Source organism: Streptomyces carpinensis (assembly GCF_002154505.1).
Taxonomy (GTDB): Bacteria; Actinomycetota; Actinomycetes; order Streptomycetales; family Streptomycetaceae; genus Streptomyces; species Streptomyces carpinensis.
The window spans coordinates 1-18,766 of record NZ_MUBM01000304.1 but is presented as its reverse complement, the minus strand read 5'-3'; the positions used below and the strand labels follow the sequence as shown (position 1 = coordinate 18,766).

At 71.5% G+C, this 18,766-nt stretch carries 18 protein-coding genes and 2 pseudogenes; 7 read left to right on the top strand and 13 right to left on the bottom strand.

The window, feature by feature from the left end; all coding sequences use genetic code 11:
- Positions 1-84 precede the first annotated feature (84 nt).
- Positions 85-762, bottom strand: a complete 678-nt coding sequence (locus tag BZY54_RS35240; protein WP_086729388.1) for a response regulator transcription factor — start codon at positions 760-762, stop codon at positions 85-87.
- A gap of 151 nt (positions 763-913) precedes the next feature.
- Here BZY54_RS35240 and BZY54_RS35235 point away from each other — a divergent pair, with 151 nt between their 5' ends.
- On the top strand, positions 914-1,123 hold the full coding sequence (locus tag BZY54_RS35235) for a hypothetical protein (RefSeq protein WP_086729387.1): 210 nt from the start codon (positions 914-916) through the stop codon (positions 1,121-1,123).
- Positions 1,124-1,177: 54 nt separating this feature from the next.
- On the opposite strand, the gene BZY54_RS35230 is transcribed toward BZY54_RS35235, so the two are convergent.
- The 4 genes from BZY54_RS35230 to BZY54_RS35215 form a co-directional block, all read right to left on the bottom strand.
- Positions 1,178-1,801 (bottom strand): 4'-phosphopantetheinyl transferase family protein, encoded by a 624-nt coding sequence (locus tag BZY54_RS35230; protein WP_086729386.1) that lies wholly within the window; start codon positions 1,799-1,801, stop codon positions 1,178-1,180.
- Positions 1,798-2,490 (bottom strand): BPL-N domain-containing protein, encoded by a 693-nt coding sequence (locus BZY54_RS35225; protein WP_086729385.1) that lies wholly within the window; start codon positions 2,488-2,490, stop codon positions 1,798-1,800. The genes BZY54_RS35230 and BZY54_RS35225 overlap by 4 nt, the downstream gene beginning before the upstream one ends.
- Complete coding sequence (locus tag BZY54_RS35220) at positions 2,487-6,545, bottom strand: Pls/PosA family non-ribosomal peptide synthetase (protein ID WP_086729384.1); 4,059 nt, start codon at positions 6,543-6,545, stop codon at positions 2,487-2,489. Before BZY54_RS35220 ends, BZY54_RS35225 begins: the two co-directional genes overlap by 4 nt.
- A gap of 267 nt (positions 6,546-6,812) precedes the next feature.
- The gene (locus tag BZY54_RS35215) at positions 6,813-7,217 is read right to left on the bottom strand and encodes a hypothetical protein (RefSeq protein ID WP_167414127.1); all 405 of its coding nucleotides are present in this window, start codon (positions 7,215-7,217) and stop codon (positions 6,813-6,815) included.
- Between BZY54_RS35215 and BZY54_RS35210 the strand changes: the two genes are divergently transcribed.
- The 5 genes from BZY54_RS35210 (at position 7,186) to BZY54_RS35190 (ending at position 11,887) form a co-directional block, all read left to right on the top strand.
- Positions 7,186-8,085 carry a LuxR C-terminal-related transcriptional regulator gene (locus tag BZY54_RS35210; protein ID WP_158103964.1) on the top strand — a complete coding sequence of 300 codons (900 nt, stop codon included), beginning with the start codon at positions 7,186-7,188 and terminating at the stop codon, positions 8,083-8,085. The two genes, BZY54_RS35215 and BZY54_RS35210, sit on opposite strands and share 32 nt — an antisense overlap.
- A 381-nt stretch (positions 8,086-8,466) precedes the next feature.
- Positions 8,467-8,880, top strand: a complete 414-nt coding sequence (locus tag BZY54_RS35205; RefSeq protein WP_086729382.1) for a VOC family protein — start codon at positions 8,467-8,469, stop codon at positions 8,878-8,880.
- 194 nt (positions 8,881-9,074) lie between these two features.
- Positions 9,075-9,689, top strand: coding sequence for a DUF1326 domain-containing protein (locus BZY54_RS35200; protein WP_086729381.1), 615 nt, complete (start codon positions 9,075-9,077; stop codon positions 9,687-9,689).
- On the top strand, positions 9,686-10,444 hold the full coding sequence (locus BZY54_RS35195) for a DUF2182 domain-containing protein (protein WP_086729390.1): 759 nt from the start codon (positions 9,686-9,688) through the stop codon (positions 10,442-10,444). Before BZY54_RS35200 ends, BZY54_RS35195 begins: the two co-directional genes overlap by 4 nt.
- Before the next feature lie 156 nt (positions 10,445-10,600).
- Complete coding sequence (locus tag BZY54_RS35190; protein ID WP_425276350.1) at positions 10,601-11,887, top strand: ATP-binding protein; 1,287 nt, start codon at positions 10,601-10,603, stop codon at positions 11,885-11,887.
- Positions 11,888-11,956: 69 nt separating this feature from the next.
- Here BZY54_RS35190 and BZY54_RS35185 read toward each other — a convergent pair whose 3' ends face one another.
- The 3 genes and pseudogenes from BZY54_RS35185 to BZY54_RS35170 all read right to left on the bottom strand — a co-directional run.
- The gene (locus BZY54_RS35185; RefSeq protein WP_086729389.1) at positions 11,957-12,790 is read right to left on the bottom strand and encodes a class I SAM-dependent methyltransferase; all 834 of its coding nucleotides are present in this window, start codon (positions 12,788-12,790) and stop codon (positions 11,957-11,959) included.
- Between the two features lie 142 nt (positions 12,791-12,932).
- Complete coding sequence (locus tag BZY54_RS35180; protein ID WP_086729379.1) at positions 12,933-13,160, bottom strand: hypothetical protein; 228 nt, start codon at positions 13,158-13,160, stop codon at positions 12,933-12,935.
- Positions 13,161-14,231: 1,071 nt separating this feature from the next.
- A pseudogene (locus BZY54_RS35170) lies at positions 14,232-14,474 on the bottom strand (RNA-guided endonuclease InsQ/TnpB family protein); the annotation flags it as partial.
- 98 nt (positions 14,475-14,572) lie between these two features.
- On the opposite strand from BZY54_RS35170, the pseudogene BZY54_RS55680 reads away from it, so the two are divergent.
- Positions 14,573-14,653 (top strand): annotated as a pseudogene (locus BZY54_RS55680) (IS200/IS605 family transposase); the annotation flags it as partial.
- Between the two features lie 256 nt (positions 14,654-14,909).
- Here the strand turns inward: BZY54_RS55680 and paaE are convergent.
- The 5 genes from paaE to paaA are packed head-to-tail and all read right to left on the bottom strand — an operon-like array spanning position 14,910 to position 18,665.
- Positions 14,910-16,028, bottom strand: coding sequence for a 1,2-phenylacetyl-CoA epoxidase subunit PaaE (gene paaE, locus BZY54_RS35160; protein ID WP_086729378.1), 1,119 nt, complete (start codon positions 16,026-16,028; stop codon positions 14,910-14,912).
- On the bottom strand, positions 16,028-16,543 hold the full coding sequence (gene paaD / locus BZY54_RS35155; RefSeq protein ID WP_086729377.1) for a 1,2-phenylacetyl-CoA epoxidase subunit PaaD: 516 nt from the start codon (positions 16,541-16,543) through the stop codon (positions 16,028-16,030). Before paaD ends, paaE begins: the two co-directional genes overlap by 1 nt.
- Positions 16,537-17,370 (bottom strand): 1,2-phenylacetyl-CoA epoxidase subunit PaaC, encoded by an 834-nt coding sequence (paaC, locus tag BZY54_RS35150; protein WP_086729376.1) that lies wholly within the window; start codon positions 17,368-17,370, stop codon positions 16,537-16,539. Before paaC ends, paaD begins: the two co-directional genes overlap by 7 nt.
- 9 nt (positions 17,371-17,379) lie before the next feature.
- Entirely contained in the window at positions 17,380-17,682 is a 303-nt protein-coding gene (gene paaB, locus BZY54_RS35145) for a 1,2-phenylacetyl-CoA epoxidase subunit PaaB (RefSeq protein ID WP_086729375.1), read from the bottom strand.
- The gene (gene paaA / locus BZY54_RS35140; RefSeq protein ID WP_086729374.1) at positions 17,679-18,665 is read right to left on the bottom strand and encodes a 1,2-phenylacetyl-CoA epoxidase subunit PaaA; all 987 of its coding nucleotides are present in this window, start codon (positions 18,663-18,665) and stop codon (positions 17,679-17,681) included. The genes paaB and paaA overlap by 4 nt, the downstream gene beginning before the upstream one ends.
- Positions 18,666-18,766: the final 101 nt, after the last annotated feature.

The window sequence follows — 18,766 nt, the reverse complement described above, 5'->3', positions numbered from 1 at the left end:
AGTGATGACCGCGGCCGCGGCTGCGGTCAGGCGCAGCCGCAACGACCGGCGGGCCCACCAGTACCGGACGCCCGCGGCCATCGGTCACCCCGCACCACTGCGCAGCCGGTAGCCGGCTCCGCGCACGGTCTCGATGGTCCGGCGTCCGAAGGGGGCGTCGATCTTGCGGCGGAGGTAGCCGACGTAGACCTCGACGATGTTGGTGTCGCCGTCGAAGTGCTCGTCCCACACGTGGGTGAGGATGTCCGTCTTGCTGATCACCTCGTCGGGGTGCCTGAACAGGTATTCCAGAAGGGTGAACTCCCGTGCGGTCAGGTCGATCTCGCGGTTCCCCCGGCGGCAGCGTCGGCGCGCGGGGTCGAGGGCGAGGTCTCCGGCGATGAGGACGGCGGGGCGGGCGGGTGCCCCCCGGCGCAGCAGGGCTCTGAGGTGGGCGACGAGCACGACGTAGGAGAAGGGTTTGCTCAGGTAGTCGTCGGCGCCCAGGTCGAGGGCGTCGGCCTCGTCGTACTCCCCGTCCTTCGCGGTGAGCATCAGCACCGGCGTCCAGGCTCTGGCCGCCCGCAGGCGTTTGAGGACCTCGTAACCGGACAGGCCGGGCAGCATGATGTCGAGCACGATGACGTCGTACGGCTCATGGAGGGCCCGCCACAGTCCGTCCGGGCCGTCGTGTGCCACGTCCGAGACGAAGCCCTCGGCGGCAAGTCCGTCGGCGATCGCCTCGGCGAGTGCGTGCTCGTCCTCGATGATCAGCGTCCGCATGGCAGCAGCCTCCCGACAACTCTATCTCCGGACCGTAGCGGCCGTTTCCTGAGACGGAGCTGAGGAACGGTCCGGCTCTCAGCCTCCTCTCAGTGCCACGGCTGGAGGCTGGAATCGTCCAGCAGGCACGGACAGGTCAGGAGGAGGAACGATGAGGGACCTCCGAGACGAGCGCCGGGACCAGGGCCCGGATGCCCGGGAGCGTGCGCGCCGCGACGACCGGCGCACCCGGCGGGCGGCCGACGCTCCGCGGACCGACAGGCGGCCCGAGGAACGGCGGGAGACCGACCAGGGAACCGACCTCGACGAGCGGGAGCGCCAGGTGCGCACCTCGCGTGTCGGCGAGCGGCCGTTCGGCTGACGGCACACGGGCAGGGGCCGTACTTCACGAGGTGCGGTCCCTGCGTGTGCGCCGTCAGCCGTGGCGGAGTGCGATGGCCGCACTGAGGCTGCTGTCCATGGCGATGTCCGCGATCGTCCAACCGGGCGGTCCCTCGGCCGCCGCGGCGCCCGCGCCGAGGTAGTCGGTGGACAGTCCCTTGGCCAGACCGGTGCCGAGGCCCTTGAGGTAGGCCTCCTTGCGCACCCATATCCGGGTGAAGGCCAGGGGTCGTTCCTCCTCGGGCAGCGCCGCGAGTTCGGTCCGCTCCCGTGGGTGGAGGCCGCAGGCGAGTTGGGCCGCGACATCGGGCGGCGGGACTGCCTCCATGTCGACGCCGACGGGCGTGGCGGCGAGCGCGATCAGGCAGAGGTCGGCGCTGTAGGCGAGGGAGAAGTGGGGTGCGCCGGCCGCCACCGCCGGCCGCCCGTGGGGTGCGCCGCACACCGGGCACGGTTCCCGGGCGAGGGTGACCTGCCGGGGTGCGATGCCGAGCCGGACGGCGAGGAGGCGGCGCAGTTCCGTGTGCGCGGTGACGTACCGGTCGCGGTACGCCGCACGGGCGAAGGCGAACGCGCGCCGCCGTTCCCGGGCGTCCAGAGTCGACGGATCCGCCTGCGTCTCCGTGCGCACGAGCCGCAGAACGGGCGGTGGGGTCATTCCTCCATCACCGCCTCGACCAGGTCCATGGCCAGGTCCAAGGTGTGGTGCACCGGCAGTCCGTGATCGGTGTACCAGTCGGTCGTGGCCTCCGGGTGGGGGCCGGTGACGGCCACCCGCCCGCGCTCGAAGCGGGTCACGAGGGCGGCGGCGGCTCCGTTGTCGTAGGTGGCGAGGACCGTGGCGTCGGCGCGCTCGTCGAGGACGAAGAGCGGGCCGTCCTGGAAGAACACCGTGCGGGGCCGGCCCTTCCAGGTCACCGTGAGCAGTGTGTCGCTCTCGTCGTGGACGGTGGCCCCTGGGGAGGAGATGTACTGGTCGGTGTCACCGGGGAGCAGCCCGAAGCCCGGTGTCGCGCCGGCGAGGTAGCCGCCGAGGCAGAACCCCAGATAGCGTCCTCCGTCGCGGACGAAGTCGCGGATCTCCCGGCGACGGCGCCGCAGTCTGCGGTAGGCGGAGGCGAGCGTGCCGCCTCCGGGCTGGGCGTACAGCAGGGCCCGGGAAAGAGTCTCGGCCGACAGCGGAAGGGCCTCGTTGGGACCGGTGAAGCGGACGTCCAGGTTCCACGGTCCGGAGGAGAGCAGTCCGGCGACCGCCTCGGGACAGCCGGGCGAGGAGGCCGGGCCGCGGTAGACGAGGGCCAGGGGACGGCGCCCGGCGGTGGTCTCGGAATGCCTCGGGTGTGTCATGGCTGCCTCCCCACGGGTATGTGGTCGGCCCTGCCGGCCGCTGGTGCCGCTCTGCCGTCTCCCTCGGCGGGGAGCCCGTGCCAGCTCGTTCCCGGCGTCAGACGCTCGCCCTTCATCACCAGGGACAGCGCCCCGAGCCGGACACCGGCGCCCACCTGCGTGTCGTAGAGCACGACGGTCCGCGTCCCGACGCTCGCGGCGGGGCCGACGGTCACCGTGGACATCTTCATCACGCGGTCCTCGAACAGGTGGGTCTGCAGGGAGACGTGCATGCCGATCGAGGCGTCGTCGCCCACCTCGACGAGGTCGAACTCGGTGAGGTACGTGGTGCCGATCCAGGTGCGCCGCCCGATGCGGGCACCGAGCCGGCGCAGCACCGGCGGCAGGAAGGGCGTCCCTACCAGGGCGCCCACGCCCGCGGGTACCGCCGCCGCCTCGAAGAGGCCGGTGACGAACTCCGTGCGGCGCACGAACAGGCTCCACAGGGGCTCGACTCGGGGCCGGTAACGTCCGGCGACGACCCACTTGGCCAGCACGCAGCACCCGATGACCGCCAGCACCGCGCAGGCGGCGAACAGTGGCGACACGAGCAGCGGCACCAGCGGGCCGGTGCGGCGTGCGGTGCCCGACAGGGCGAGCAGGTACAGGAAGGCTGCGGTCGCGAGCACCGACATGGGCAGGGTGGCGCGGAAGAACTCGATGGCCAGGCGGCCGAGCACGGCCCTGCGGGTGGGCCGGAACGTCTTCTCCTCCGGATAGGACCCGCTGTCCTGGCGCACCGGCAGCCGCAGGGCCGGTGAGCCCAGCCAGGTGCTGCCGGCGGGCACGTGCTCCGGGGGCGGCACCGTGCCCACGCCGACGAGCGAGCCCGGGCCGAGCCGCGTCCCGGCCGGAACGAGCGCGGCGTTGCCCACGAAGGCTCGTTCGCCGACGTCGGTGGGCGCGAAGGCCACGCGCCCGGCCGCGAAGGCGGCGGCGCCGACGCCGGCCATGTCGGCGACGAAGCTGCCCTCGCCGAGGGTGAGCAGGTCGGGATCGATGTGCCCCGCGGTGGAGATCTCGGCACGCCGGCCGACGCGGGCGCCGAGCAGCCGCAGCCACGGGACGGTGTAGAGCGTGGCGTACAGCGAGTTGGTGAGGGTCAGGCTCTGCTCCAGCAGCTTGTCGGCGATCCACTTGCGCACGCCCAGCGCAGAGTGCGCCGGATGGATTCCGGGGGGTGTCCTCGGCAGGACCGCCCGCTTCCCCGCGGCGACGGCCACGCACACCGTGGCCACGAAGACCGGGCCGGACAGCGCGGCCGCGGCGAGTCCGGCGGGCGTGCCACCGTGCGACCAGGCCCACCAGAGCAGGGCGGCACCGGGCAGGGCCGTGGCGACCACGAGGGACTCCAGCAGGACCAGTCCGAGCACGACGACGGCCAGTTGCCGGGTCCGCCAGCGATCCGCCTCGGTCCGGTCCCGCAGCATCGTCTCGACGAGCGGCGCCAGTGCCTCGACCGGGCGTGCGGGCGATCCGGCGCGGCGCGCCCCGGCCGGTACGGCCTCGTCCGGGCCCGCCACGGACTGCTCGCCGAGCGCGGCCCCGGCCCCCAGGCGGGCGCCTGGTTCGAGGACCGCGTTGGCACCGACGTACGCCCTCTCGCCGACGGTGATCGGGGCGACGGTGACCCAGCCGTCGGCGACCTGCCAGGGGCGCAGCGTGGCGCCGTAGCCGATCGTGGCGTCCCGGTCGACGCGCAGCAGCGTGGGCAGGCCGACGAGGCCGGTGGCGATGGTGGTGCGGGGACCGACGCGGGCGCCGAGGAGCCGTAGGTACGGGCCCATGAGCGGGGATCCGCTGAGCATCCGCAGTGGGCTGATCCCCAGCAGCAGGACGTCCGACAGCCACAGACGCAGGTAGGTGGCCCCCCAGAGCGGATACCGGCCGGGCCGGATGCCCGCGGTGAGCGGCCGCGCGAGAAGGACGGGGACCAGCCAGCGCACGGCGAAGTAGCCGGCCAGCACCGAGACGGCCGGCCCCGTGGCCCCGCTGCCCGAGACCTGTCCGTGGCGCAGCACGACGGATCCGGCCACCGGACCGGTGAGCAGGAGGAGCAACGCGTAGAAGGCCGTCGCCTGGACGAGACCGGCCCGCGCGATGCGGGCGCGGCCGTGCCGCAGGGGGGCGGGACGGGGGCGCTGCGGCGCGCACGAGGTGTCGGCCGTGGAGCGCACCCGTGCCGCGAAGCTGCTCACGGTCGGGTTCTCGTACAGGTCGCGCAGAGTGGGACCGGGCCCGCCGCCCGGCTCGCGCAGCAGCGACACCGCGCGGGCGGCGAGCAGCGAGTGACCGCCGAGGTCGGTGAAGAAGTCGGCGTCCGCGGAGAGTTCGCCTGGGTCCATTCCGAGCGCCTGTGCCCAGGCGTCGCGCACCCTGGCCTCCAGCCGGTCGCGGACCGGCGTCACCTGGCCGGTGGGGGCGAGCCGGCGGCCGCTGGGTGCGGGCAGTCTCGTACGGTCCGTCTTACCGCTGGGCATGACAGGCAGCCGGTCCAGGAGATCCAGCGTCGCGGGCACCATGTACGCGGGCAGCGACTGGCGCAGACGCCGGTGCAGCCGGGCGGCGAGATCGTCGTCTGGGACCGCGCCGCCCACAGTGGGCACGACATAGGCGGCCAGAACACGGTCACCGTCGGACCCGTCCCGCGGCGGCACCAGGGTGGTGGCCGCCTGAGCCACGCCGGGGTCCTCCAGCAGCACGTTGTCGATCTCGTCCAGGGACACCCGGTAGCCGCGGATCTTCACCTCGGCGTCGGCCCGGCCGAGGTATTCGATCTCCCCGTCGTCGGTCATCCTGCCGAGGTCCCCGGTGCGATACAGGCGGCCCGAGCCGGGCGCCGAGGGGTGCCGGACGAAGCGGTCGGCGGTCAGGTCGGGCCGTCCCGCGTAGCCGCGTGCGAGGCCCGGACCGCCCAGGCAGATCTCACCGACCGCGCCCTGCGGCACGGGCCGCAGCCGCTCGTCCAGGAGAAGGGCCGAGCAGGTCGGCAGCGGGCGGCCGATGGTCACCGGACGCCCCGGCCGGAGTTCCTGCCAGGTGGCGGTCACGGTTGCCTCGGTCGGCCCGTAGGTGTTGAGGATGCGCCGTCCCGGCCTGCTCCACCGCTCGACGAGCGAGGCAGGGCAGGCCTCGCCTCCGACGAAGACCTTGCGGAGCCGCGGGAGGTCGCGGGAGATCGTCGCCAGCAGCGTCGGGACGCAGTACAGAGCTGTGACCTGATGCTCCCGCAGGAAGTCGGTGAGATCGTCGCCGAACTGTCCGGGGCCGCCAGGTCCGGCGACGAGCGTGGCACCGGCCGCCCAGGTGGGCCAGATCTCCTCGATGGAGAAGTCGAACGAGAGGGTCATGCCCTGGTACACGCGATCGTGCGGCCGTATGTCGTAGATCGGTGACACGACGCGCAGAAAGTTGCAGATGCTCGACTGGGCGATCTCCACGCCCTTCGGCCTGCCGCTGGACCCCGAGGTGTACATCACGTACGCCAGCGGATCCTCCGCTTCCCCGGCCACGGCGGCAGGCCGCTCGGGCGGCAGGTCGGCGAGAGCTCCGGCACACGCGTCGATCTCGATCACCCGGCAGGTGGGGCACCGATCCGCCCAGGCGGCGTCGGACGCGAGTGCGGATGTGGTCAGCACCACGGCGGCGCCCGCGTCGTCCAGGATGAAGGCGACGCGGTCGGGCGGCGCCGCAGGGTCGATCGGCACGAACGCCGCGCCCGCCTTGCACACGCCCAGCAGACACGCGTACATGTCCACGGACCGGGGCAGCAGCAGGGCCGCACGGCTGCCGGGACCGATGCCGACGCGGTGCAGATGCCGGGCCACTCGGTTGGCCTGCGCGTCGAGATCGGCGTAGGTCACAAGCCGCGCTCCGCATTCAAGGGCCGGGGCCGCCGGAGTGCGGTCGCAGGCGTCGTCGAAGAAACGGTTCAGCCTGTCGCCCGTGCCCGCGGTCCCCGGGGCCGTGCTGCCCCGGCGAGGAGAGACGGGTGGGGCTGCGGTGCGGGTACCCATGGGCTCCTCCTCTTCGATGCGAGAAGGACTCGCTTCCTCGGTGCGAAAAGGACCCGGTCGTTTCCGGGACTCCTCCAGCCTCGGCGGCGCTCGCTGAGAAGACACTGAGAAGCGCCGTCGGTCCAGCCGGGCCCGCGGCGTCGCCGAGTGCCCTCTCGTGGAGTGGAGCGGTCTACAGGGCGGCGGGAACGGGCAGGCCCCCGCCATGGCAGTCGGGTTCACGCGACGCCGCAGGAGTCACCGACGACGCCGGGCGCGGTCGATGACTCAGCAGCGGGCGTATTCGTGCGGGCGCAGCAGCATGGCCACGGCCATCGCCGGGAGCATGAGCACGTGGCCCCACAGCATCAGGGCGCCGGTGCCGATGAGCTTGAGCGCCAGCGGCACGAACAACGCCAGGAAGGGCACGTACATGGCGGCACCCATCTCGGCGATGGGCCGCCACCGGTGGCCGCGGAACCTCATCCAGGCGGACATGGCCATCGTCATGTTCGTCGCCATGATCAGCGCGCCGGTGTACGGGTTGTGCATCAGTGCCGCCGCGCCGAGGGCATCGAGGGCGAACATCCATACCGGATGCAGGACCACCATGCCGACGGCCATCGCCGCGACCATCTCGGCGAAGTGCAGAGCGAACTTCTTGGCGCTCAGGGGGTGGCCGTCGTGCGTCACGGCTTCGGCCGGCGAGGCGCTGCCGCTGACCGTCGGCACCGGCCACCCGGGGCTGTCCGCGCTGCCCACCGCGCAACTCGCCCTGATCGCGGCGCTGCGTGGTGACGACGCCACGGAGCGCCACCTGGACGAGGTAACCGCGACCCGGGACAAGCACAGGGTCGGCATCACCGACGGCATCGTCGCCGACCTGACGCACTGGACCCGCGGGCTGCGTGCGGCCGCGCAGCCGTCGACCGGGCTGCACCACCTCGAGCGGATCGAGGGGCCGGCCTGGCGCCGCCTGGCCGCACTCGACCTGTTCGACGCGGCCATCCGCGGCAACCGCCCGGACATCGCCCGCACCTGGCTGGCCGAACTGGAGCAGTTCACAGCGGGCACCGGTCCGCGGGCCGCGACCGCGATCGTCGAGCACGGCCGCGCCCTGCTCGCAGGCGACGGCGAGACCGAGACCCACTTCCAGCGGGCACTCGCGGCGCACGCCGATTCGCCGGGCTGCCCAACCGTGCCCACACCCACCTGGCCTTCGGCGAGCATCTGCGCCGCGCCCGCCGCCGGGTCGACGCCCGCGAGCACCTGCGCACCGCGGTGGCGCTGTTCGAGGACCTCGGCGCCACCTCGTGGGCCCAGCGGGCCGCACAAGAACTGCGCGCCTCCGGCACGCCGCCGGGACGTCACCACCGCTGCCGACCTGACCCCGCAGGAACGCCAGGTCGCCGCCCTGGTGCGACAGGGCCTGTCGAACCGGGACGTGGCCGCTCAGCTGTTCGTCAGTTCACGCACCGTCGACTTCCACCTGAGGAACTGCTACTCCGAGCTGGGCGTCAGCTCCCGCTCCCGTTTCACCGCTCTCCCGCTCGACCTGTGACCGGTACGGCCCCCGCGCCTGGGGACCGCATCAGTCGCTGACCCTCGTCCTTCCCCGACCGGATCGGGTGCGCCGGCGACCCCACTCCCACCCGGCCCCGGCACGTCTCCTCTGCGTTGGACGCGATGGTGCCGGTCTGGGACGGTGAGAGTGACCGTGCCTCCTGGGGACAACCCGGCTGGGGCCGGTCTTGCACCGGTCGTGTCGGCCCGGGAGTCGATCCGCCGACCGTGGTGCGAACCGGACGGTCCGACCCGGCGAACGGACGGTCCCCGCAAGGGCTCCCATCTGATCGGAGTGGTCGGCTCCCAGCCGCCCGGTCGCGAACGAGCCAGTGGCTTCCCCGCGAACAAGCAGGTGACTTTCGAAGGAGCAGTGACGATGGCGTTTCCTGGGCTGGCCCATGTTGCACTGACCGTGTCCGACCTGCGTACGAGCGCGGCTTGGTACCAGCGGCTGATCGGCGCCGAACCGGTCCTGGACGAGGACACCGGCCCGTTTCACCACATCGTCTTCGCCCTCCGGGACGGCACCCTGCTCGGTCTTCACGAGTTTCCCGGCGACACCGCGAGCACTGATCAGGATCGGGGTCGATTCGACGAGCGCCGGGTCGGCCTCGACCATGTCGCCTTCGTCTGCACCGACCGGGGCGAACTGGAGAACTGGCAAAAGCGCCTGAGCGACCTGGGCATCGCGCACGGAGAGATCGTCGACGCCCACTGCGGTTCCGGACTCGCGTTGCGCGACCCGGACAACATTCAGCTGGAATTCTTTGCGCCGCCCTCGGGGAGCTGAGCCGCTGAGGACGTCCCGAAGCGTCGTCACCGCATGGGCGGGTTCCCGATGCCACGGTGGGGGCTGCGCCGGCAGCAGGATCTGCACGACGGGGTCGTCGCGAATAGCCTGAGGAAGAGGGGCACCAGGGCGGGACGGATCCTCCCGATGCACTCTCTTCGCCGAGGGGGGACGCGACACAGGCTGGAAGAGCGATGCCCTGGAATCTGAGTGGCACCTACCTGGAGAGCTGCAACTGCGACGTGGTCTGCCCGTGCACCACCTCGGGCCTCACCGCACCGGCCGATCACGAGCGTTGCCAGGTGACCTTCGCCTTCCATGTGGACAGCGGGGACGTGGACGGCGTGGACGTCTCTGACCGCAGCGTCGCCGTCTTCGTCGACGGGCCCCGGGTGATGGCCGAGGGCGGCTGGCAGGTGGCTTTGTACGTCGATGCTTCGGCCGACGACGGCCAGGCGGAGGCGCTGGGCAAGGTCTTCTCCGGCCAGGCCGGCGGGCCGATGGCCGCGCTCACTCCGCTCATCGGCGAGGTCCTCGGCGTGGAGCGCGTCCCCATCGACTATTGCGACGACGGCCGCCGCCACGCCGCGCGGGTGGGCGACGCCATCGACATCGAGATCGAGGACCGGGTCGCTCCGCAGTTCGGCGAGGACGGTCCGGTGATGGGTCTGACCGGCGTGTTCCACCCGGTGAGCAGCACGCTGACGATCGCCCGGTCCACCCGGGCGACGGGCGACGGGGTGTACGGCCGGTCCTGGGACTTCACCGGCGGCAACGGACACTCGGCACCCTTCACGTGGTCCGCGTGACCGGTGGGCCGGTCGCCGTCGGCCGCACGGCGGCCCCCGCGGGACTGTTGCTGGTCGCGGCGGCCGCCGCCTGGGTCTGGGTGGTGACGCGCTGGGGCGGCATGCCGGCGATGCCCGGCACCATGGGCTTGGGCCTGCCCGCTTTCCTGGCCGTGTGGACGCTGATGATGGCCGCGATGATGCTGCCCGCCACGACGTCCGTCGCCGCGCTCTACGCACGCACCATCGTCGTGCACCGGGCGCCGCGCATGGTCGTTTTCACGGTTGCCTACCTGCTCGTCTGGGCTGCGGCCGGCCTGCCGGCGTACGCGCTGTCCGCCGGCCTGGGCCGGGCGGCTGCCCTGCCCGCCACGGCGGGGACCGCAGTGGCGGCGGTCGTTTTCGCGGTCAGCGGCGTCTACCAGCTCACCCCCCTCAAGGACCGCTGCCTGGCGAAGTGCCGCTCGCCGATCGGTGTGATGCTGCGCTACGCCTCGTACCCGCGGCGCTCGCGCGATCTGCGCGCCGGAGCCCACCACGGGGCCTTCTGCCTGGGCTGCTGCTGGTCGCTCATGACTCTGCTGGCCGCGTTCGGGGTGATGAACCTGTGGGCCATGGTGGTCCTGGCAGCGGTGATCACCGCCGAGAAGCTCGCTCCGGCCGGCCGCGTGGTGGCGCGCGCCGTGGGAATCGCCTCGATCGGACTGGCCGTCGCCGTGTTCTGGGTCCCGGCGCTGGCTCCGGGCCTCACCGGTGGCGGCACGGGCGGAATGTGAGATGCCGTGCCCGCCGGGCGATGGCACGCCGGGGCGAGGGAGGGCGGAGCTTCACGGGGCTGCCGGCGGGTGGTCGCGGTCGATCCGTGAGGGACCGGCCCGGACTCGTCACCGAGTGCCGCGAGCGGGGACAATGGGACTCCCGTGTGCGGTGAGGTGGTGGCGATGCCCGCTTGGCATCTGCGCGACTATCGCGATGACGATCTTGACCAGGCCATCCAGATCTGGGATCAGAGCCGTCGTGCCGACGAGGACCGGGTGTTTCCGGTCTCCGAGGTGATGGCCGCGGCCAAGGCGGGCCAGACAGCGGTCGTGGCGGTGGTCGGCGACGAACTGGTGGGCATGGCCGTGGCGCAGTCCTGCGGCAAACGAGGGTGGATCCTCCTGGTGGCACTCGCCTCCCGATGGCGCGAGCGCGGTATCGGCAGTGCTCTCCTCGCCGAGCTGGAACGGCGCCTGCGGGCACTGGGCGTGCGCCACATCAGCGCGCTGCTGCCCGCCGGTGCCGCCGGGACGAAGGCTCTGGAGAACTCCGGTTACCACTCCCGCGACGACCTGATCTACTACGAGAAACTCGAACCGCCCGGAACCGCCAACGCCGACATCCTCGCGGCGCTGGGCGGGCGCATGCTGCCGCCTGGGCTCTGGGACGCCATGGCCGGCATGGAGCGAGAGAAGCAGGTCGTCGAGCGCCGTGTCGTGCTCCCGCTGACCGAACCGGCGCTGGCCGACCGCTACGGCGTCGCCCCGCCCAAGGCGATCATCCTGTTCGGCCCGCCCGGCACCGGAAAGACCAGTTTCGCCAAGGCGGTGGCCTCACGCCTCGGCTGGCCGTTCGTGGAGCTCTTCCCCTCCCGTCTCGCGGCCGACACGAGCGAGGGCCTGGCCGCGGCGCTGCGGGAGACCTTCGCGGACCTGGCCGAACTGGACTCGGTGCTGCTCTTCATCGACGAGGTCGAGGAGATCGCCGGGGTGCGCTCCGGAAAGGCGGTCGATCCCGGGCACGGAGTGACCAACGAACTGCTCAAACTCATCCCCGTCTTCCGCGAGTCCGACGCGCGGCTGCTGGCCTGCGCCACCAACTCGGTGCGCTCTCTGGACGCCGCATTCCTGCGACCGGGCCGGTTCGACTACGTCATCCCCATCGGGCCGCCCGACCCGACCGCTCGAGCGGCGATCTGGGCGCGCTATCTCAGGTCTTCCGCCCACTCGGTGGACCTCGACCAACTGGTCGGAGCCAGCGAGCTGTTCACTCCGGCCGACATCGAATTCGCTGCCCGCAAGGCCGCACAGGCAGCGTTCGAACGAGAGATCGCACATCGCCAGGACCGGCCGGCAACCACCGAGGACTACATGACCGCCATCGCCGACACCCGCCCGACGCTCACCGCACAGGCGATCGAGGAGTTCGCCGAGGACATCGACACGTACAGTCGATTCTGAGCCGAGCCGCTACGACGCCCGGCATCGACGTCGTCGACGGCCGACGGTGTCGTGGCGTCCGAGATCCGATCAACTGCGTGGGTGCGGTTGTGTTCCCTCTCGGTGGCGATGAGCGGTGACGATCCAGGCGCGGGAGTCGAACCGGACACCGTCGTCGCTCAGGTGCGCGGCGAGCGCCACGCGCAGCCGCTCGACGGCGCGCGCCGCGTCGGCGGGTTCCAGCCGCTTCAGGACTTCGCTGGTGCACGTGAAGCCGCGGATCCGGTCGAGGGCGGCGGCCACGTCCGGACCGTAGTGGACCGATTCGTGGACGTCGGTGAAGGCGACGCCGGCGAACCCTGCGGCGTGCAGGATCCCCTTCACGGTCGGCGGGTCGGCGAGCGAGAACGGATCGGGTCCGTCGCACGCGGCGGCTACCGGCCCTACGACCGCTTGGAGGGATTGGCGGATGGCGACGTCCCACTCGTTGCGCTCGTGGGCCTGCCAAACCATCATCACCAGGCGCCCGGCCGGGCGCAGCGCCCGCCCGATGTTGGCGAACGCAGCGACGGGGTCGTCGAAGAACATCGTGCCGAACCTGCTGATCGCCAGGTCGAAACGCTCCTGCGGAAAGCGGTGGACCTGCGCGTCGGCATGCTCGAAGGTGACGTTGCGCAACCCTTCCGTCCGGGCCGGCTCGCGGGCCCGCTCGATCGCGGGCGCCGAGACGTCGATCCCGAGCGCACTGCCCGCCCGCGCCGTACGCGCGGCCTGTCGGGTCGTCTGCCCGGCCCCGCAGCCGATGTCGAGGACGTGGTCATGGAGCTGAACCCCAACCGCCTGCCGCAGTACGTCGTTGTGCCGCCGTAGTTCGGCGTCGTAGCCGCTGGTGCCGGGCGTTTGTTCTCCTGTGGCATGTCGCATCGCGGTCCCTCCGCGGCGGCCCGGGGCCGCCTGGACGCTGTCGGTCACCGGCATCCATCATCGATGACCCGCCGCTCAGCCCCTTGCGGCCGGTTGGCTCATCGGACACTGGCGGGGACCCCGGGGCAAGAGCCGAGTCCACCTACGGCGGCGGCGCCCCGCGCCACTCCGGCTGACCGGCCGCAGCGGCACCGGTGCCGCCGTCCCAGCGATGGGCTCGCCCGGGCACATCCCGTCCGGTCAGCAGCTCCGCTGCCTGGTGCTGGATGTGTTCCGCCGCGAGCTGAGCCTCGGCGACGACGTCGCCGCGTTCGCGTACGAGGTCCTCGTAGATGGGCAGGTGACCGCTGTCGGTGAATGTGCGCGTCATGGTCGGCCCCCGACAAGGGCGTTGCGCCGCACGGCGTGGTTCGTGCCTGAGGGCTCGTTGTGTGCCCGGTATCCGGGCATCGGGTCGATGTTGCTCACATGAAATCCGATCTGACGTAGCGCCGCGTCGGCGCAGTCGTGCCAGGGCACCGAAATCCATCCCGGGTCGTCGCCCTGCTTCTTCCTGCTTCTGCGTTTTGCATGCACTGCGGTGTTACACCACCGTCCGCGGTGCCCCACATATGGCTTCCTGTTCAGGCACTTACCTAAATGTTGGCGTGACAGGGCACTTTTCCAGACTGACTGGCGGAAACGGTTTCGCGGTGCCGTCGCAAGGCTCGGCCACCAGCATTTGCGCAATTCGTGAGCGAGTAATGAAGATGACCGGCACAACCCTTCAAAAGGATGCCGTTCTCGTGACCGAGACTCCGCGCGCCGGCTCCCTGAAGGCCGTAATCGAATGCCCTCCGTCGCGGGACGCTCTCACATCGTCCTGACATGTCACCTCATTTGGTGTTAGACAGCCTTTGAGGTGACCGGCCTGCAGGGCCCGCCCAAATTCCGTGGACGTCGGTGTGCGCCTGCGGTTACAAAGTGGGGCTCACGGATTTCACGGCCCTGGCCTGTTCAGGCCCCCGCGGATCGGGCGGCAGCCCGGTGCCGGCCGGCAGCCGTACCCGGCAGCTCCGAATGAACCACGCAGGAATGGAGGGCCCCGTGCCGACGAGGCGTCCGACAGCAGGAAGCCCGCGGACGGCCGCCCGACAAGCCGTGGGGTGGCCGCAGCCCGCGACAGCGCCGCCTGGGCGATACCGGTGGCGCTGGCCATCGACGCCATCGGCACCGGGCTCTATCTCCCGCTTTCCATGGTCTACTTCCTCACCGTCACCCACCTGTCGGAGGCCGGCGTCGGCCTGCTGCTGACCACCGCCACCGCCTGCGCGCTCCCGCTGCCCCTGCTCGTGGGAGACATCGTGGACCGCGTCGGCCCTCGGCCGGTGGTGATCGCGGGACAGCTGGTGCAAGCCGCCGGGTTCTTTCTGTACCTCGCGGTGTCCGGGCCGGGGTCGCTGCGGGCCTTGAAGTTCGGTTCCTCCGCCCGCCCTTCCCAGCAGTTCTTCCATGCCTGGAAATACGTCTTGAGGACTGCCTGCGCGGCCTGGGCGGGAAGGACGGCGAGCCAGTCGATGTCCTTGCGGGCCCGGCGTATCGCCGCGTCCGCAGCCACCAGGTTCCGGCACTCCTTGGGGAGCATCGTCCACGAGTCATGCAGGAGGTTCCACATGGTGCGGGCAGCGTGCGCCTGGTCGTCCATGAGCCGGACCTGCACAGGAGACAGCGCCAGCCGGGCACGGTGCCCGAACTGCCGCTTCTCCAGCGCAAGTTCCCTGTCCACGCGATCAATGTACCCATTTGTATGTATCACCGCGCTGGAATCCGAATCCTGGCACACGCACGGGTCGTCATGTCGCCTACAACCTTCACGTCCACTTGGAGGACGGCACCGTGCAGCGCACGTGCCCGCTCGCCCAGCACCACCCCGCCGCACAGCACGGCGGACGGAGCCACGTAGGCCGACGCAGGAACCACAGGCCGCTTCCGACGGTGTTCAATCAGCGTGTCCCGAGCTTAGGACCCAGCAGCGGGACCCGCGGGTAGGTCGCGAGCGCCGGCGCCCGGAATCAGTCCGAGAGGCAGAGTGCCGACGCCCGCGGCGACCGCGAGGCGGGGTGTCGAGGTGCGGTACCCCTCAGCTGTCGAAGTCGACGGTCAGGGTGTCGGAGACGGGGTAGCTCTGGCAGGTCAGTACGTATCCAGCGTCCACTTCGGCGGGTTCCAGCGCGTAGTTGCGGCGCATGTCCGCCTTGCCCTCGGTGATGTGGGCGCGGCAGGTGCCGCAGACGCCGCCCTTGCAGGCGAAGGGCAGGTCGGGGCGGACCCTGGAGGCGGAGTCGAGGATGGTGGCCTCGCGGGAGAGCGCGGAGGTGGTGGAGCGGCCGTCCAGGACGACGGTGACCTGGCTGACCGGGCCGTCCGCGCTGGGCTCCTCGTGGCGGACGGTGGCGACGGGCTCCTCTCCGGCGAAGAAGAGTTCCTGGTGGACCCGGTCGTCCGGCACGCCCAGCCCGGCAAGCACCCGTTGGGCGTCGAGGACCATGCCGTGCGGGCCGCACAGCCACCAGTGGTCGGCGTCGGAGACGTCGACCAGGCCGTCGATGAGCGCGGCCAGCCGGTCGGCGTCCAGGCGGCCGGTCAGCAGTTCGGCCTCGCGCGGTTCGCGGGACAGCACGTGCGCGAGCTGGAACCGTGCCGGGTAGAGGTCCTTCAGGTCGGCCAGTTCGTCGGCGAACATCACCGAGCCGGTACGGCGGTTGCCGTAGAAGAGGGTGACCCGGGAGGCTTCGTCGGCGGCGAGGACCGACTCGGCGATGGAGACCATGGGCGTGATGCCCGAGCCGGCCGCGATGAGCACGTGGTGTCCGGGCGTGGCCAGGTCGGGGGTGAAGGCGCCCACCGGACCCATCACCTCGACGGTGTCACCCGGCTCGACCTCGTTCACCAGCCACTCGGAGAACAGGCCGCCGGGGACCACGCGGACCCCGATCCGGGGCCGGAAGCCCGCCGGGGAGCAGACCGAGTACGAGCGCCGTTCGTCGCGTCCGTCGACCTCACGGCGGAGGGTGAGCGACTGGCCGGGCTCGAAGGCGAACTCCTGCGCCAGCTCGTCGGGGATGTCGAAGCTCACCGCGACCGCGTCCTCGCACAGCCGTTCCACCGCTGCCACCCGCAAGGTGTGGAAGGCCGGGCGGCGGCGCGTGCGCCGTACCGGGGCGGGGGCCGCGTCGGCGGGGGCCAACAGGTCCTCCATCAGATCTCCTTGACGTACTCGAACGGTTCGCGGCAGGCGCGGCAGCGCCACAGCGCCTTGCAGGAGGTGGCGCCGAAGCGGGAGGTCTCCTCCGTGTCCGTGGCGCCGCAGCGCGGGCAGGGCACGGCTGGGCGGGTGGCGGACAGGACCAGCGGCACGGGTCCCGGCGCCGGGCGCGGTGCCGGTCCCGGAGGCGCGATGCCGTGCTCGGCGAGCTTGCGGCGGCCCTCGGGGGTGATCCAGTCGGTGGTCCACGGCGGATCGAGGACCGTGCGCACCTCCACGCTGTCGTAGCCGGCGCCCTTGAGCCGCGCGGCCACCTCCGCCCGCATCTCGGACATGGCCGGGCAGCCGGAGTAGGTGGGCGTGAGCTCGGCGACGACCGTGCCCTCGGGTGTCACCCGCACCTCACGCAGCACGCCGAGGTCGGCGAGGGTGAGCATGGGCAGTTCTGGGTCGGGCACCTGCTCGGCGACGTGCCGGGCCCGCCGGGCGTCGGTGAGGACGCTCACCATGTCGCCTCCGGGTGGGCTCGGGCCACGCTCTGCAGTTCCGCGAGCAGCGGGGCGAGGTGCTCGGTGTGGTCGCCTTCGCGTCCGGCACCGGCTGCCGACGGCGGCACGTCCGGCAGGGACAGGGCCGCGGCCTCGGCGACCTGCCCGAGTACGGCGAGCACCGCCGTCCCTGCGTCGTGGGCCGCGAACAACTCGCCGAGGTGCGGGACGACTTGGTCGAGCCCGGCCTGCATGCGCCGGTGGGACTCCTGCGTGCCGTCGCCGAGCCGGACGACCCACTCGGCCGCGTACTGCCGGTGGTACGTCAGTTCCTTCACACCCTTGGCGGCGATGGCGGCGAGCACCGGGTCGGCGGAGGTGGCGAGCCGCTCGAAGTGGGCCAGGCGCCAGCTGGAGAGGACCAGCAGCCGTGCCATGGAGAACGCGAAGTCGCCGTTGGGAAGTTCGGCCAGGCGTACGTTGCGGAAGTCGTCCGCGTCGCGGAAGTAGGCGTAGGCGTCCTCGCCGCGCTCGGTGCCGTCGACCTGGCCGCAGCGGGCGTACAGCAGACGGGCCTGGCCGAGGAGGTCGAGCCCGATGTTGGCGAGGGCGACCTCCTCCTCGAGCTCCGGGGCGCGCGTGGTCCATTCGGCCAGCCGCTGGGCGCCGACGAGGGCGTCGTCGCCGAGTGCCAGGCAGGTCGCGGCCAGCTCGGCCCGGTCGACGCCCTCGGGGACGGCCGTGCTGACGCCGTGCAGCGGGTCCTCGAAGCCGGTGCCGAAGGCCCAGCGGGCGTCGCTGTCGTCGTGTCCCTCGGCCAGGGACAGGTAGACGTGGTCGTCGCTCATGACCTGCTCCTAGATGTGCGGGACGTCGTCGGGGATGTCGTAGAAGGTGGGGTGCCGGTAGACCTTGTCGGCGCTCGGGTCGAAGAAGGGGTCCTTCTCGTCGCGGGTGGAGGCGGTGATGTTGTCGGAGCGCACCACCCAGATGCTCACGCCCTCGTTGCGCCGGGTGTACAGGTCACGGGCGTGGGTGAGGGCCATGCGGTCGTCGGCGGCGTGCAGGGAGCCGACGTGGACGTGGTTGAGTCCGCGCTTGCCCCGTACGAACACCTCGTACAGCGGCCAGCCGTCCTTCTTCGCCTGCGTCTCACTCATGCCGCTGCTCCCTTCTTCGTCCTGGCGGCCTGCTTGGCGGCGTGCGCGGCTGCCGCCTCACGCACCCAGGCGCCCTCCTCGTGCGCGGCCCGGCGCCGCTCCATCCGCTCGGCGTTGCACGGCCCGTCGCCGCTGATCACGCGCTTCAGTTCGGCCCAGTCAGGGGTGCCGAAGTCATGCCTGCCGCGCTCCTCGTTCCAGCGCAGCTCGGAGTCGGGCAGGGTCACGCCGAGCTTCTCGGCCTGCGGCACGGTCATGTCCACGAACCGCTGACGCAGCTCGTCGTTGCTGTGACGCTTGATCTTCCAGGCCATCGACTGCGCCGAGTTGGGCGAGGCGTCGTCGGGCGGGCCGAACATCATCAGCGAGGGCCACCACCAGCGGTTCACCGCGTCCTGGACCATCTCCCGCTGGGCGTCGGTGCCCCGCATCATCGTCATCAGCAGCTCGTAGCCCTGCCGCTGGTGGAAGGACTCCTCCTTGCAGATGCGGACCATCGCACGGGCGTACGGCCCGTAGGAGCTGCGGCACAGCGGAACCTGGTTGCAGATGGCGGCGCCGTCCACGAACCAGCCGATGACACCGACGTCGGCGAAGCTCAGGGTCGGGTAGTTGAAGATCGAGGAGTACTTCTGACGGCCCTCGAGAAGCCGTTCGGTGAGGTCGGCGCGGTCGGCGCCCAGGGTCTCGGCCGCCGAGTACAGGTACAGCCCGTGGCCGGCCTCGTCCTGGACCTTGGCGAACAGGATCGCCTTGCGGCGCAGCGACGGCGCGCGGGTGATCCACTCGCCCTCCGGCTGCATGCCGATGATCTCCGAGTGCGCGTGCTGGGCGACCTGCCGGATCAGCGTCTTGCGGTAGCCGTCCGGCATCCAGTCCCGCGGCTCGATCCGCTGGTCGCGCGCGATCGTGTCGTCGAAACGCTCCTGGAGTTCGGGCGGCGCATCGTCCGCCGACGAGGTCCCGGCCTGCCGTACAGTCATCCCTACCACCAATCCCGACCGACCATTCGTTCGGTCCATGATATGACGAGTTCCCGTGATTTTGGAAGTGGATGGAGCTCAGAGGGTTTCTCGAAACCGAG

Bases quoted from the DNA above. Each gene is read 5' to 3' on its own strand.
- BZY54_RS35240 (WP_086729388.1), bottom strand. From the start codon at position 762: ATGCGGACGCTGATCATCGAGGACGAGCACGCACTCGCCGAGGCGATC.
- BZY54_RS35235 (WP_086729387.1), top strand. From the start codon at position 914: ATGAGGGACCTCCGAGACGAGCGCCGGGACCAGGGCCCGGATGCCCGG.
- BZY54_RS35230 (WP_086729386.1), bottom strand. From the start codon at position 1,801: ATGACCCCACCGCCCGTTCTGCGGCTCGTGCGCACGGAGACGCAGGCG.
- BZY54_RS35225 (WP_086729385.1), bottom strand. From the start codon at position 2,490: ATGACACACCCGAGGCATTCCGAGACCACCGCCGGGCGCCGTCCCCTG.
- BZY54_RS35220 (WP_086729384.1), bottom strand. From the start codon at position 6,545: ATGGGTACCCGCACCGCAGCCCCACCCGTCTCTCCTCGCCGGGGCAGC.
- BZY54_RS35205 (WP_086729382.1), top strand. From the start codon at position 8,467: ATGGCGTTTCCTGGGCTGGCCCATGTTGCACTGACCGTGTCCGACCTG.
- BZY54_RS35200 (WP_086729381.1), top strand. From the start codon at position 9,075: ATGCCCTGGAATCTGAGTGGCACCTACCTGGAGAGCTGCAACTGCGAC.
- BZY54_RS35185 (WP_086729389.1), bottom strand. From the start codon at position 12,790: ATGCGACATGCCACAGGAGAACAAACGCCCGGCACCAGCGGCTACGAC.
- BZY54_RS35180 (WP_086729379.1), bottom strand. From the start codon at position 13,160: ATGACGCGCACATTCACCGACAGCGGTCACCTGCCCATCTACGAGGAC.
- paaE (WP_086729378.1), bottom strand. From the start codon at position 16,028: ATGGAGGACCTGTTGGCCCCCGCCGACGCGGCCCCCGCCCCGGTACGG.
- paaD (WP_086729377.1), bottom strand. From the start codon at position 16,543: ATGGTGAGCGTCCTCACCGACGCCCGGCGGGCCCGGCACGTCGCCGAG.
- paaC (WP_086729376.1), bottom strand. From the start codon at position 17,370: ATGAGCGACGACCACGTCTACCTGTCCCTGGCCGAGGGACACGACGAC.
- paaB (WP_086729375.1), bottom strand. From the start codon at position 17,682: ATGAGTGAGACGCAGGCGAAGAAGGACGGCTGGCCGCTGTACGAGGTG.
- paaA (WP_086729374.1), bottom strand. From the start codon at position 18,665: ATGACTGTACGGCAGGCCGGGACCTCGTCGGCGGACGATGCGCCGCCC.